Genomic DNA, 14,749 nt, shown 5'->3' with positions numbered 1-14,749 from the left:
GGCGCGCGAGTACTTTTTGATTTGCCCGGCTGCCGGCCGACGGACCTCCCGCCTCCCATCTGGGCCCCACCTAACTGACGTCTGGATACTTCCTTGATTACCCTCAAGGCTGGTCGCGATCGTGCACGCGGCGATGCTCGGGAACATGTTGCAGCTGCTCATGCCGGAAAGGGCATGGGTCCCTTGATGCGCATCTCCCTATTTTCACTCAGGCACCCGTTTCAGGCGAGCCTGGCCATCGGTGCGACCGTGGTCGCCTCTATCCTGCAGCTGCTGATCCCCCGCCTCCTGGGGCAGGCCATCGATCAGGCGCAAAACGTGCTCACCGTTGCCGGAGAGGGCGCTCAACAGGCTTTGATCTGGACCGCAGTGACGCTTCTGGTGGTCTCGGTCGCGCGCGGCATGTTCACGCTGGTCCAGAATTACTATTCCGAAAGCGTCGGCCATCATGTCGGCTACGAACTGCGGCTGGCCTTTTACGACAAGGTCCAGCGGCTCTCCTATTCCTACCACGACAGGGTTCATTCGGGCGATCTGATCACCCTGGGCCTGCTCGATCTCGATGGGCTGAGGATGTTCTTCGCCACAGGTCTGGTCCGCACCGTCCTGCTCGCCGTGCTGATCGGTGTCGGCGCCTGGATGCTTATCTCGACCGACCTGGTCCTTGGTCTGCTGGCACTGAGCTTCGTGCCCTTCGTCGCCTGGCGCTCGTCGGTCGCGCAACTCACCCTGCGCGCCACCTGGATGGTGCTGCAGGAAAAGCTCTCGGTGCTGACGCGGGTCATGGAGGAAAATCTGGGCGGCATCCGCGTCGTCCGGGCCTTTTCGGGGCAGAGGCACGAGCTTGAAAAGTTCGACGATGCATCCACCGATGCCCTGCAGCTGGCGCACGAGCGCGTGCAGGTTCGCGTCAAGAACACCTCCATGATGACCTTCTCCTTCTTTGCAGCCATGGGCCTGGTGCTCTGGTTCGGCGGCAACAAGGTCATCGCCGGCGAGATGAGCGTCGGCACCCTCGCCAGCTTCCTGACCTTCATGACCATCCTGCAGATGCCGGTGCGCCAGCTTGGCCTCATGGTCAATTCCTATGCGCGCGCCTCGACTTGCGGCCATCGCTTCTACGCGCTGCTCGACGCGCCCGAGGAGATCGCCGACCGTCCCGGAGCCACGCCTCTCGGCATCAGCGATGGCGTGCTCAAGTTCGAGGATGTCCACTTCACCTATCCCGGAGCATCGGTGCCCGCGCTCAATGGGATCAGCTTCGAGGCGCGTCCCGGCCAGACCATCGGCATCGTCGGTGCGCCCGGCAGCGGCAAATCCACGCTTGCCCACCTCATGCCACGCTTCTACGACGTCGGCTCTGGCCGCATCACCATTGATGGTCAGGATATCAGAGACGTGACGCTGCAAAGCCTCAGGCGGTCGGTGGCAGTGGTGCAGCAGGACACGTTCCTCTTCACCACCACCATCGAGAACAACATTGCCTATGGCGATCCCTGGGCCAAGGAGCGCAAGATCGAGCGGGCCGCCGAAAGCGCCCAGCTGCACAACTACATCATGGGCCTGCCGGCCGACTACGACACGGTCGTGGGCGAGCGCGGTGTCTCGCTCTCGGGTGGGCAGCGGCAGCGCCTGTCCATCGCGCGGTCGCTGGTCCTCAAGCCCGCTGTCATGGTGTTTGACGATTCCACCGCCGCCATCGATGCCGGAACCGAACATCGCATTCGCTCCGCCATTCGGCGCTACGCCAGCGATCGTGTGACCATGATCATCGCGCATCGCCTGTCATCTCTTATGCATGCCGATCTCATTCTCTTCCTCGAGGATGGCCGCATCGTCGAACGCGGCAGCCACGATGAGCTCCTGGCTCAGGCTGGCCGCTACCGCGCGCTCTATGATCTGCAGACCCGACCCGCGGACGATCTGGAGGCAGCCCAATGAGCGCCGTCGATGACGAAGACCGCGAAGCCGCAGCCTTCCCCGGGCAACGGCCGCCCCGCGCCAGCGTCGGCAGCCACCGCATCGAGGAAGAAGTCTTTGGCAAGGCGTATGACCCCAAGACGGTGCGACGCATCTGGGCCTATGTGCGGCCCTATCGTGCCAAGATCTACCTTTCGGTCATGGCCGTACTGGTCTTCACCGGCACCCAGCTCGCCATTCCGCTGATCATTGGCAACGCGGTGGATACGGCGCTGGTGGCTGGTGGCGATCCGTCCAACCTGATGCGGGCAGTCGTGGCCTTCGCCGTTGCCGTACTGCTCAATTTTGGCGCGTCCTATGTCCAGGAGACGCAGGTCGGTCAAGTCGCCGAGAACGTTCTCTTCGACATGCGCCGTGCCATGTTCGCGCAATTGCAGCGCGTGTCGCTGAGCTTCATGGACAAGACCGAAGTCGGGCGCCTGATGAGCCGCCTGCAGGGCGACGTCAATTCCATGCAGGAATTTCTCGAAACCTCGGTCGTGTCGGTCGGCGACATCGTTCTCCTGGGTGGCATCATCGTGGTGCTGCTCAGCCTTGATCCGTGGCTCGGGCTGCTGACGCTGGTCACCATGCCGATCCTCTTCATCATCCGCATCTTCTGGCTGCCCCCGGCCAAGCGGGCGTTCTGGGCGGCGCACGAGACAAACTCGTTGACCGCTGGCGCCATGGCCGAAGGCATCAATGGCGTGCGAACGGTGCAGAACCTCGATCGCCAGAAGGTCAACTTCGATCTCTATGACGACAAGGCCTACCACAACCTCCGCACCCAGCTGACCGGGTCGAAATACGCGCAGGTCATGGTGCCGATCGTCGACACGCTGACCGGCATTTCCATGGCCACCGTGGTGGTCGTCGGCGGTGCCATGGTGCTCGGTGGCTCGCTGCAAGTCGGCGTCATCGTCGCCTTCCTGTTCTATATCCAGCGCTTCTTCGACCCCATCCGCTCGCTGACCATGCAGTATTCGATCATGCAGCGCGCCATGACGTCCGGCCGCCGCATCACCGAGGTGCTCGACCTGCCAACGGTGATCGAGGACAAGCCCCAAGCCGTCAGGCTCACGGGCGAAATGGATGGATCCGTCGAATTCCGGAACGTGGTCTTCGGCTACGATCCGGCGCGGCCCGTGCTCAAGAACGTGTCCTTCAAGGTCAATCCGGGCGAGACCATCGCCCTGGTGGGGCCGACCGGATCGGGCAAGACCAGCGCCATGGCTCTGGTGCACCGCTTCTATGACGTGCAGGACGGGGCAGTGGTTGTCGGCGGCCACGATGTGCGCGATGTCACCCAGGAGTCCCTGGGTGAACAGGTGGCAATGGTGCTGCAGGAGCCTTTCCTCTTCACCGGAACCATCTTCGAGAACATCCGCTACAACAAGCGCTCGGCAACGCGCGAGGATGTCGTCGCCGCTGCCAAGGCAGTAGGTGCGCACGATTTCGTCGCCCGGTTCGCCAAGGGCTATGACACCATGCTCGAGCAGCGCGGGTCGAACCTGTCGCTGGGGCAGCGGCAGCTCATCAGCTTTGCCCGCGCCCTTGTGGCCGACGCAAAGATCCTCGTCCTCGACGAGGCCACTGCCAATATCGACAGCTATACCGAGCGGCAGATTCAGAAGGCGCTCGAAATCCTGCTCGAGGGCCGCACCGGTATGGTGATCGCACATCGTCTGGCGACCATCCGTGGAGCGGACCGCATCATCGTGCTGCAGAACGGCGAAAAGATCGAGGAAGGCAACCACGATCAGCTCATGGACCTGGGCGGCCTCTACTCCCGTCTCTACAACATGAACTACGCCAGCTTCGACGACATTCCGGACGAATTGGTGGCACAGGCAAACGCCAGGGCGGCGAGCACCTGATCTGGGCGAACGGGATTTGCGCTTGTCGGACGGGCCTCAATAGGGCTAGGACAAAACTAGACCAGTTCAGTCCAGTTATATGATCAAGCGCTTCTTTTCCTACTACGCCCCCTACAAGGGCCTGTTCGCCCTCGATTTTGGCAGTGCCGTCGTCGCCGGCCTGCTCGAGCTCGCCTTCCCCCTGGCCGTTGCCTATTTCATCGATCGACTCTTGCCGCAGGGCGAGTTCAGCATCGTCCTCCTCGCTGGGGCAGCACTCCTCGCCATTTACGCGATAAATGCGGTGCTGCATGCCATCGTGAACTACTTTGGGCACGTGCTGGGCGTCTCCATCGAGACCGATATGCGTCGGCAGGCTTTCGACCACCTGCAGAAACTGAGCTTCCGCTTCTTCGACAATCACAAGACTGGCCATCTCATCACCCATGTCACCAAGGACCTTGAGGATGTCGGCGAGGTGGCGCATCACGGCCCCGAGGACATGTTCCTTGCCGTCATGACCTTTATCGGGGCCTTCATCCTGATGTTCGTGACCAACTGGCAGCTGGCCAGCATCACCGTGATCGTCGTGCCCGTCATGACCTGGCTGGTCAGCAAGTATGGCTCGCAGATGACCCTGAACTGGCAGGAACTGTTCGGCCGCGTCGGGGAATTCAATACCCGCGTCGAGGATAGCATCGGCGGCATCCGCGTGGTCAAGGCCTTTGCCAACGAGCCGCATGAATCGCGCCTGTTCGAGGGCAATAACCAGGCCTACCGCGCCACCAAGCTGCGGGCCTATGCCATCATGACGGCCAGCATCACCATCACCTATCTCTCGACCCGTCTCGTGCAGCTCCTCGTCATGCTGGCCGGTGCATGGCTCGTGGTCGGCGGTGAACTCACCTATGGCGGCTTCGTCAGCTTCCTGCTGCTGGTGGACGTCTTCATGCGCCCGATCGACAAGATCACCAGCGTGCTCGAAAGCTATCCCAAGGGCATTGCTGGCTTCAGGCGCTTCACCAACCTGATCGACACCGAGCCCGACATTGCCGACCGGTCGAATGCACAGGTCGTGTCGCGCCTCTCAGGTGACATCGTCTTTGAGAACGTGAGCTTTGCCTACGATACCGGTCGCACGGTGCTCGAGGGAATCGATCTCGCGATCAAGGCGGGCGAGACCGTGGCCATCGTCGGTCCCTCGGGCGCCGGCAAGACCACGCTCTGCGCCTTGCTGCCGCGCTTTTATGATGTCAGCGCTGGCGCGATTTCGATCGACGGCATCGACATCCGCGATATGACCCAGACCAGCCTGCGCAGCCAGATCGGCATCGTGCAGCAGGATGTCTTCCTGTTCGGCGGCTCGCTGCGCGAAAATATCGCCTATGGCCTGCTTGGTGCCAGCGACGAGGCGATCATGGACGCCGCCCGTCGCGCCCGGCTCGACACCGTTATCGCCCGTCTTCCCGCTGGCCTCGACACCATGGTCGGCGAGCGGGGCGTAAAGCTTTCGGGCGGCCAGAAGCAGCGTGTCGCCATCGCGCGGATCTTTCTCAAGAACCCGCCGATACTGGTGCTGGACGAAGCCACCTCCGCCCTCGACACTGCCACCGAACTGGCAATTCAGCAATCGCTGGCCGAGCTGTCGAAGGGCCGGACGACGCTCGTGATCGCCCATCGCCTCGCGACCATCCAGCATGCCGACCGCATCGTCGTGGTCGATGAAACCGGTATCGTCGAGGCCGGTCCGCATGCCGAACTGCTCGCGCGCGACGGCGCCTATGCGCATTTGCACCGGGCTCAGTTCGGCGGCCTCGCGCAACCGGTCTGACGCGGGACTGCCTGAGCCCACCCGTTTCGGTCATGTCCGGTTCAGCCGGACATGGTAGGAGAGGCGAAACCGGGAGGTTCCGCCATGCGCTTCGTCGTCATTCTCGCCCTGTCGCTTGCAGCGACGCCATCAATGGCGCAAGTGCTGACGCTGGGCGGCACTGTGGCGGGCCGGGACGTGGTCGTGGAACTGACCGCTCCCAACGAAGGCGCCGTGACGGGCCGTTTCGCCTACCTCGACACGGGCGGCGATATTCCGCTCGTCGCCGTGTCGCATGACGGGGCGACCTGGGTCGTCGATGAGGAGGCTGTCTGCGGCGAGGCCGATTGTGTGCTCGACGACAGCGGCAATGTGCTCGAGGCGCCCGTCGCCGCCACCTGGGACCTGCACTACGACAGCGCAACCTTTGTCGCCACGGGCACGCGGCGCCTTCAAGGCGGCAAGGCCAAGGCGCAGGACATTGCGCTCGAAGTCATCGCCTGGCGTCCGCTGGGCGAGGCGGAAAGCGCCACGCCCATGTCGCTGCACGAACATTCGTTCTACCTGTCCTTTGCCGATGGCGGTGCCCTGGACTGGACCAATTCACCCTTCGAAATGGCGCTGCTCGACGTGCCGGCGGAGGAGGGGCCAGCAACCGGGCTCGGCGCAGCGCAGATCCGCGACGTCACCGATCCGCGCACGCGCTTTGCCTTTCCGCGCGTCATCGCCTTCACAGGCGGCGAAAGCGTCGATGCCGTCAACACTATCCTCGCCACCCAGCACGGGCGCATGAACCTGGCTGCCTTCGATTGCCTCGCCTTCCAATATGCCAGCTACGGACTTGAGAGCCGGAACAGCATTCGCGGCGGTCATCTGGGCGATTACGACAGCGAGCTGGTGACGCTGTCCTATGCCTCGCCGCGCCTTGTCAGTTGGACCCAGTCGGGCAGCCTCTGGTGCACCGGCGCTCACCCCTATAACCACATCGACAGCTACACCTACGACACGGCCACCGGCCAGCCGCTCGACTGGAGCCGGATCTTCGCCGAATGGGTGCCGCGGCGCTGGGGTGCCGCCCCCGACGATGTGGCCGATCTCGGCGACGTTGCGCAGGCGCCGGACGAATATGTCTGGGGCCCGAGCCAGGCGCTGATCGCCTATGTGCGCGAGCGCCTGCCCACCGACGTGCTTTTCGACGATGTGGAAATGGACGACGACTGCTATGGCGAACAGGCGCTGTCAGACCATATGGGCGCCCGCTTCGCGCCGGGGCCGTCGGTGGTGTTCACGGCCTCGGGCTATCCGCATGTGATTTCGGTCTGCTCCACCGATCTCATCACGGTGCCGCTGGCCGATCTCGAGGCCTTCCTCGCACCTACGGCGAAGGCGTACTTTCCGGAGCTGGCGAACTGACCGCCGGCGGCTCGAGATCGGGGTAGATCAGGGCCGAGCATTGCCGGTTATTGGCATCGAGCTTGGCCTGGTCCTCGGCCGAAACGAGGCCGGTGAATACCGGCTCCCAGAGGTCGTCGCGCTCCACCCCTTCAAGGCCGCACTGGCAGTAGCTGGCACACAGCGCGGCCGTGGTGCCGGTCGCCTCGCAGCTGGCCTGGCAGGAATTGAGGAAGTCGATCTCGCGGCTCGCCTCCTGCGTGCCCATCGCCATCGAGAGCGGCATGATGACCGCCAGCAGCACCGGCTGGTGCACGAGGTAGATGACGAGGCTCCACCGCCCCATCCAACCCAGCACCCGGGCCACGGGATTGCCCGGACGCATCGCGGCCATTCGTGCTTCCAGCGCCGAGCCGCGTACCAACCGCATGGCAATGACGCCCAGCAGCACCACGCCGAACCAGGGGAAAACCGGGACGAGGTCGTTGGTCGGCGGCGGCACGACCCAGAAGCCGATCCACGAAAACGCCTTTTCGTTGAACAGCGGGTCGGCATAGACGAAATGCAGGCCGATCACCACGAGCGCGACCAGTCCGGTGAGCCAGATCGGCGTGAACAGGAAGGGCAGGGCCAGAAGGCTGGTCAGCGCAATGGCGTGCAGCACGCCGAAATAGACGAAGCTGTCGGGAAAGGCGAACCAGGTGCCCAGCGTGATCAGCGCCGAGCCGCCGACCACGAAGATCCAGCGCCGCCAGAAGCTGCGCCAGCGCATGCCGTCTCCGTGACCGAGCACAAGCCCGACCCCGACCAGGAACATGAAGGCGAAAAGGATCGTGCGGGCAAAGACCACCCAGCCCGGATCGAAGCCGACATCGACAGCGATGAACCGATAGAAGGCCAGATCCCAGCACAGGTGGTAGATCGCCATGGCCACGATGGCGACGCCGCGGGCGATATCGATGACAGGAAGGCGGGGGCGCTTCACACCGTCTGCCATGCTCATGCAGACTCCACTGGTGAGAAAACCAAAGTTCTGCACCAGGGCCTACGCAATGCATTGATTTTGTTGGGGGTCTGAAACGCCCGAATTATGCAACTTCAATGTTGTGCCTCCACAGAAACCAAAGTTGTGCATCTGTGATTCCAGACACCATGGTTAGGCAATCGTATCCTACCTCGGCAGCGGCTGCCTAGGCTGGCTCCTCAGATCTCAAGAAACGGGAAGATGATTGCCCCGGTGCCGACAGCCATCCCTGGGCTGTTGGCGGATAGCTGGTTTCAGGTACGGCGATCCGTAGCGAGCGACCGCTTTGCCGCCCTTAGTTCGCGACGCAGGAGGTTGTAGTCAGATTGGGCCCAGAAGCCATCGCGGCCATGGGTCGCGCGCTCCACTTCGGTTCGATCGAAGATGACTGTGTTGACGACCTCAGGATCGAACGCGGGGAGGACGCCAACGGCCTCCAGCCGCTGCTTGGCACTCTTCTGATTAACCCCGTGCCGTTGGCTAAGCTCCGTCGCCGTAACGTAGTTCCTGTGAAAAGCCTCGGCACTTGCCCTGGTCACCACCTGTGAAACGCGCCGGGCGATCGGCACGACTTCCGTGGTGGTATCGAGCTGGTCGAGGTCGATGAGAGGCGTCACCGAGTTCTTGCTGAGGCCCACGATAACGCCGGGCACATCGCAGTTCCTGAGGTGGACGAGAGATGGTCTGCTGTCCAAGATCAAGGAATGGACCTCATCCACATCCAGCACCAGGGCGCCGAAATCCGACCGGCCTTCCAGTCGTCCCTTCCACCTGACCTTGCCGTCCAGCACCAGGGAGATGATTTCGGCTATCCTCGCGTTCAACCGTCGAGGTATCGCAACGATGTCCGACTGCCGATCGCCTGGCGACACCTCGACGGCACCTTCCAGCATGCGCTCCACCAAATCGTGGATGTCGTCGACGGAGAAGCGATAGAATTCGGTGTCGCCGGCACCCCTACCGAAGCAATCGGATAGGATGCCCGACGCTACCAACCCGTCGAACGTCTTCCGCTTGATGCCCAGCAATCCCATGGCTTCGCGATAGCCGACCGACCTCTTCAGCTGCCGGACGACCAGCTCGGCTTCCTGCCTCGGGACGGCGATATCACGACTGGGCTTTCCCTCGGCGATCTCTCTTTCGCCGAGACCGTGTCGCGAGAACAACCTCCGGATCGTAGCCTTGGATACGTTCGCCTGCAGTGCGGTATGGGTAACGGTGACCAATTCAGGCTTGTCGATCGTCACGCCCATGAAGTCCGTACCTTCCGCCCAAGGCATCGTGCTGGTGCCGAAGTCGCGCAGCAACTTCCGCAGCGGCTGGAACCCCTCGTCGTCGAGTGTACGGCCCAGAAGCCGGTACGCATACCGATAGACCTCGACGGGTCTGACAAGGCCTGTCGCGCGCCGCTTCGCTTTATTCATTCCGAGAAAAGCTGCGCGCATGGCGTGCTCGCCGGCGCTTGCGATCCTGAATCCCTCATCGCAAGCTTGGACGATCTGTTCCTCGGTCAACTTGGTCATCCGGTCCGGAAACAGGATTGACGCCCCAAGGTTTTCGCACCAGGCGGCGCCCACGCGAAGAGGAAGCGTATCAAGCCAGTTATCCGGATCCCTTTCCATGTCGAGGCGACGCGCGATCCAGGCATGGTACGGTGACGGGCGGGCGATGCCTGCATCGTCCGCATGATTTTGCATTCCACGCAATAGCGGAGAGAGCGAGTTGCAGAAATCCAGTGCATCGGCCGCCTTGGTCGGCTTCACCGCCAGCAACATGGAATGGTGCCGATGACAGACCCTGTAATGCTTTAGCGTCCATTCGATCCGCATCCAGGGCCTTGCCGCCGGCGGGCCATACGCGGTGTGCAGATCCTCGAGGACACAATGAGGGCAATAGCGGAAAAAGGTGCGGTTGATCCCGTCCGGTCCGAAGATCTCGCCTACGAGCTGCCATCGACGAAGTTGCGGGGTGGGCAGGACGGCCTGGTGGAGCAACTGGTCGGGATCAGCACTCCCGATGGCTGCGAGCAACCGGATCGTAGCGGCGTCGCCGCTGCCGAGGTCGGACAGCAGGATACCCCGGTGAAACAACAGGTCGGCCAATGAGCAACCATTGACTGCTGCAAGCCTCGACGCGAAGCCTGTGGCCACCTCGTTGTTCTTCAGCGCGTGCCGCAACCGCAGGGGTGAAGCGTCAGGCGCTCTATTCAGAGGCATGGTCAAGACGCTCGGTTCTATCGCCCTTAGGCGGTAGGATGAAATACCCAGGCTTCAGCAACTTCCATTCGTCTGAGATAAACGGATTCATGGCATTCCTGTCGCGCGCGTCGGAATGCTCGACATACGCCCCCGCGAAGTGCATCCGGTTCAGCACCTTGTCTGATGCCAAGGCAGCTTCCTGTATCGCTGATATCGTAACTTCGCAGATGCGCCCGAACTGATAGTTCCCGGCGTGAGCGACGCGCTCAGGCACATCCGATGCCAACAGGTCCTTGACATCCATATCAGCAGCCTGAGAAAGGCGCCGGATTATCCGCTTAACCAGCGCTCGCTGTCTCGAGATGTCGATTGGCGGCAAGGTGAAACTGTTGTTCCGCCGTTCTGCCTGCTCGTCATTGATGATTATATTCCGCACTTCTGGCATGCCGCTGATGATAAAACTGACAGGCCATGGAGGATTGTTCATCAGGCCCTTGATGTACTTCACCAGACCTTCCGCGTCGCACCCTGCGTGGAAGAGATGCTGGAACTCGTCGATGTGGATGAACATAACGCCTGCGCGCTTCAGAGTGGCCGGCAGCTTGTCCCAAAGCCTGCCTTCCCGAAGCTTGTCGCTCAGCGGAAAACCCGCGGCGGCTGCTATGCGAAGAGCCAAGACAGATAAGGTCGCGGGCCCTTGGAGGGAAATCGAGATACAAGGCGAGAGTGTGCCTATAGGCGTAATCAGGGGTGCCAGCGTCGCATGATGCGCAATCAGATGCTCGACCATGTCGGTCTTGCCAGCGCCGCTTTCGCCCGTGACATAGAATGCGTCGCCCTTGCCGACGAAGCCGTGGTTCTGCTCCGCGGTAACCCACACCACGAACTTGCTGAACGACTCGGCAAGGGCGGTGTCCCGACCCGTCTCGACGTAGACCTGGTTGACCTTGGAGATGATGTCGCTGGCCCGCTTGTGCTTTTCTGGCAGTCTCCCGCGTATTAAAGCGTAGTAGTCGCGCTGGGCGAATCCCTCGGGATGGTTCTCGGCAGAGGGTTCCTCGGTCACTCGTCGTCTCCGTCCAGCCCGATCTCGTTTATGTTCGGAAAGTGGAATTGGTCGTTACCGTCAGGCTCGCCGTTGGGGGGAGTCGCCGCCCTTCTTTCACGTGCCTTCTTGTCGACCGGCTGCGTTCTTGTCCGCTCCCGACCGGTCGGTCGACCCTTGGCCACCAAAGTGCCAGATCCGCCTCCCTCTTCGCTGTCGTCAGGAGCATCCTCCAAGGTTTGTGGCGTGGCGCCGATCATCTTCTGCTTGTAGATGTCGAGAAGCACGTTCCAGGCATCCTCCGTGATGAGGTGCTCCGGCCCACCTGCCTCTGCAGCTGCCCGACGCGCTTCGATGCCAAGTGCTTCATGGGCAGCCAGCCTGAACGGCTCGCCCTTCTTCTGTGCCGCCTTTGCCGCTGCTCGAAGCACCTTGTCCTGTTGTGCCTTCATGGCCAATTCCATGCCGTGGAAATGCGGGTCTGCGGAAGGCACCAGCAGAAACCCTTCTGAAATCATCGGATCATCGGCGATCCCGGCCTTGAGGACCGCGGCACGCAACTTCTTGCGATAGGGCCGGGGCACCTCCACCAAGACCTTGCCGATGTCGCCGGGCTCGGACTTAAGATCGACGGCAGCCCCGTGACCCATCTCGGTGAACAGCAGGCCTAGTTCACGCGACCAATAGGATACGTTCAGGAGCAGGACGCCATGCTTGTCCAGCCTGACCCCCTTTCTCGCCAACCCAAACACGGCCAGTTGGGTCACGGGATCCATCGGCAACTGACGGCGTCCGCCGGTCAAGGTCTCCCACATCGAATACGGCGTGATATCCCCGAGCCCGCGGTGCCTTCGATGGTGGTACTTGTCCACCACGAACCTGATGAACGCCTTGTGGAAGCTCTCGAAATCCAGGCTGGCGGTGGCCTCGCTGTTATAATCCCCTCTTTCCACCACGTTGGCGAAGGTCTGGCCGGTGAAGTAGCGGCAGAAGGCCTTCATCGTCCTGTTCACCGACTCGACATAACCCCGCATCCTGGGGTCATGGCCAGGCAAGGTGCGGTTTGCAGAGCTCTGCATGACGACCTTTTCGAACTCCGCCTTGAACACCGGACCGCCATCGGTGACGACCAAGCCCGGACGCCCCTGCATCGGCCAGTCACTCGTTGCACCGGCATATGCAGCCAATGAAGTCTTGTCAGACACCATGGAGCGAACGGTGCTCTTGGCTGCCGCCGTGGTGGGCGTTGTCTCGGAGATGTTCAAGCCGACGATGCATCGGGTAGCGCAATCGATCGCTATCGTAACCGTGGCCCGAACCCTCGGAATGGCCTTGCGCTGTGCCTTCGTGAGGGTCTTCCAGCGAGCGGAGCTACAAAGGATAGCGAACAGGTCCACCGTCCAGTCATCGATCTCCACGCGCTCGAGAAAATCCTCAACCTCCACACCCCGACCGACAGGAGCGAAATTCCGCAAAGCCGCATCCCGACCCAGCCGACCGGCTTCCACCATGAAGGGGTTCAGTCGGGAGATGCGGCGGTTGACCGTAGTCAGGCTTACCTTGAGCGGCTGCGCGGCGCCCCGCTTAGCGTTGAGCTTGCGCAGGTCGACCTCGATATCCTCGAATATGTCGCTCCGCGTCGGGCGTCGCAGCGACCCATACTGCCGTGCACGACGGGTCACGATGTCTTCGACTTCCGGATGCATCTGTTGCCGGTTGCCGCAGTTGCCATATGCAGGGATGAACGCCTCGATGCGTTCATTGGCATTGCGGTAAGCGCGCAACCAGTTCCTGAGAGCCGTTGCATTCGGGTAATCGAACGGCTTGGGCTCAATCACAGTAGTGCCATCGGGGAGCCTGACACGCACCGGACGTCCCATGGGACGATTGGCTCGGTAGCGTCGGAAATACCAGGTGCGCATTTCCTCCTTCACCGTTTCGATGAAAAAAGTGAGGTGCCGATGGGTCATGGTAAGCCGGTCGGGAAAACCATCCAACCCAACCCTGGCCCTGTTGAACCGGATACACCACTCGCGCTTCCAGAACATGGTCCTGACGTCTTCCTCGTCGAGGTCGCCAAGATCGGTGTTGTCTTGACGCATCCTGAGTTCAGCAAGCGCCTTCGAGTAATAGCCTTCCTCGTTGCGGAGGTTCTTGCGTCGGACGAGGTCATGGACCTCGTCGTCGGAATAGCTCGCGAAGTACTTTTCCAGCACGTCGTCCGTGACGAGCTGGAACTCATGCTTTCCGTGCAGGAACCCGACATAGCGATACGACGCGCCACTGATCGTAATCCGATCATAGTCCCCGAACGCATAATTGGTCTTGGCTATTGCATTCATCGCGCATTCCGATCGTCTTGCCGCGAACTTGGGTATCGGGTGAAGAATGACGGGTTAACGGAGGGCCGGGTCGGCCCTCCATCTGGTTACTTGGTGAAGAGATTACGAAGCGTGCGAACGCGCCCGATCCGCTCGTGTGGCCCCACACCGAACAGACCCTGCTGGATCAAGGCGATGGCGGCACGGCTGCCCCTGTCCCTATCACCGACGACTGCATCCAGTTCGACCAAGGACACGGACGGACCGAAGGACGGCACCGCCTCCCGTATCGCGTCCTGCGCCGGGAAGTCGAAGTCCTTGCCACAGTCGATTACCTGGCGGGCGTTCATGACACGACGATGCGACAGGCCGACCTCCGAGAGGGTCTTGTACTCGTCAGCAAAAGCATCGCCGACCGTGGCCGCAGCCTGCTTCAGCAAGTCGAGGAGTTCATCGTCGATGTCCTTCTCGTACTTGCAGGCGTTGGCCTCGACCAATCCGTCGGTGCGAGTAACGACGTAGTCGACATAGTGCTTGACCACGTCGCCGGTTGCCGTGCTGACCTCGAGCAACTGCTGTTCCCTGACGTCCAAGACATCCGGGTCGGCTATCATCACCTGGAGCCAATCCCTTTCGAGGCCGCTCTCATAGTAGATGCCGCGTTGCCTGAATGGATCGACCTCCAGCCCGACAACCGATCCATAACGGTGCCGCACCGGCTTACGGTGTGCAATGCTGTCGGCGATGGTCACCAGCCGGCGAGGACGAGGCACCGTTTCGACCGCCTCCGTTCCGAAATAAGGCACTCGGGTCCCTCGGCTTCACGCTGGTTCGCGCGAAGTGCACCCAACTGCAATTGCCGTAAAAGCAAGCCGTGCTTGAAATACATGGCGATCTCCATGTTCGCCGTCACCGGCGCGAAGCCTGGCGACTTGTTTCGGAATCCGACGCCCGCAAAGACCGGGGCGAAAGGCTGATTGCTATGGTCAGTCGTTACCGAGGTCATGGACGTAGTCTCCGATGGAGGGGTGATTGGGATGGCGGACATGGCTCCGCCATCCACGTGAACCGACGTGGTCTGCCAACGCTCGCGCGAAGCCGGGGACAAAGGCCGGCGCGTTCGCTAGCGCAGTGGTGTCGCAGA

General features: G+C 61.8%; 10 protein-coding genes. 4 read left to right on the top strand and 6 right to left on the bottom strand.

Going from position 1 to position 14,749, the window contains the following annotated elements; translation table 11 throughout:
- Window positions 1-174: 174 nt before the first annotated feature.
- From CCK88_RS12670 to CCK88_RS12655, 4 genes are all read left to right on the top strand, one after another.
- Window positions 175-1,941: an ABC transporter ATP-binding protein gene (locus tag CCK88_RS12670; RefSeq protein ID WP_086471944.1), complete on the top strand. Its 1,767-nt coding sequence runs from the start codon at window positions 175-177 to the stop codon at window positions 1,939-1,941.
- A complete protein-coding gene (locus tag CCK88_RS12665; RefSeq protein WP_086470980.1) occupies window positions 1,938-3,836 on the top strand; it encodes an ABC transporter ATP-binding protein in 1,899 nt (632 codons plus the stop codon). The genes CCK88_RS12670 and CCK88_RS12665 overlap by 4 nt, the downstream gene beginning before the upstream one ends.
- A gap of 79 nt (window positions 3,837-3,915) precedes the next feature.
- Window positions 3,916-5,646, top strand: coding sequence for an ABC transporter ATP-binding protein (locus CCK88_RS12660; RefSeq protein WP_086470979.1), 1,731 nt, complete (start codon window positions 3,916-3,918; stop codon window positions 5,644-5,646).
- Window positions 5,647-5,730: 84 nt separating this feature from the next.
- Entirely contained in the window at window positions 5,731-7,038 is a 1,308-nt protein-coding gene (locus tag CCK88_RS12655) for a hypothetical protein (protein ID WP_086470978.1), read from the top strand.
- Here the strand turns inward: CCK88_RS12655 and CCK88_RS12650 are convergent.
- The 6 genes from CCK88_RS12650 to CCK88_RS12625 form a co-directional block, all read right to left on the bottom strand.
- Window positions 7,001-8,020: an acetyltransferase domain-containing protein gene (locus tag CCK88_RS12650; RefSeq protein ID WP_086470977.1), complete on the bottom strand. Its 1,020-nt coding sequence runs from the start codon at window positions 8,018-8,020 to the stop codon at window positions 7,001-7,003. The two genes, CCK88_RS12655 and CCK88_RS12650, sit on opposite strands and share 38 nt — an antisense overlap.
- Window positions 8,021-8,295: 275 nt before the next feature.
- Entirely contained in the window at window positions 8,296-10,257 is a 1,962-nt protein-coding gene (locus CCK88_RS12645; protein ID WP_086470976.1) for a TniQ family protein, read from the bottom strand.
- Window positions 10,244-11,305 carry an ATP-binding protein gene (locus CCK88_RS12640; RefSeq protein ID WP_086470975.1) on the bottom strand — a complete coding sequence of 354 codons (1,062 nt, stop codon included), beginning with the start codon at window positions 11,303-11,305 and terminating at the stop codon, window positions 10,244-10,246. Before CCK88_RS12640 ends, CCK88_RS12645 begins: the two co-directional genes overlap by 14 nt.
- Complete coding sequence (locus CCK88_RS12635) at window positions 11,302-13,626, bottom strand: hypothetical protein (protein WP_086470974.1); 2,325 nt, start codon at window positions 13,624-13,626, stop codon at window positions 11,302-11,304. Before CCK88_RS12635 ends, CCK88_RS12640 begins: the two co-directional genes overlap by 4 nt.
- A gap of 86 nt (window positions 13,627-13,712) precedes the next feature.
- The gene (locus CCK88_RS12630; protein ID WP_140048985.1) at window positions 13,713-14,378 is read right to left on the bottom strand and encodes a hypothetical protein; all 666 of its coding nucleotides are present in this window, start codon (window positions 14,376-14,378) and stop codon (window positions 13,713-13,715) included.
- Window positions 14,354-14,611, bottom strand: a complete 258-nt coding sequence (locus tag CCK88_RS12625; RefSeq protein ID WP_140048984.1) for a hypothetical protein — start codon at window positions 14,609-14,611, stop codon at window positions 14,354-14,356. The genes CCK88_RS12630 and CCK88_RS12625 overlap by 25 nt, the downstream gene beginning before the upstream one ends.
- Between the last annotated feature and the right edge of the window lie 138 nt (window positions 14,612-14,749).

Source organism: Devosia lucknowensis (assembly GCF_900177655.1).
Taxonomy (GTDB): domain Bacteria; phylum Pseudomonadota; class Alphaproteobacteria; order Rhizobiales; family Devosiaceae; genus Devosia; species Devosia lucknowensis.
The sequence above is the reverse complement of the archived record's forward strand: the minus strand, read 5'-3'. Positions and strand labels throughout refer to the sequence as shown.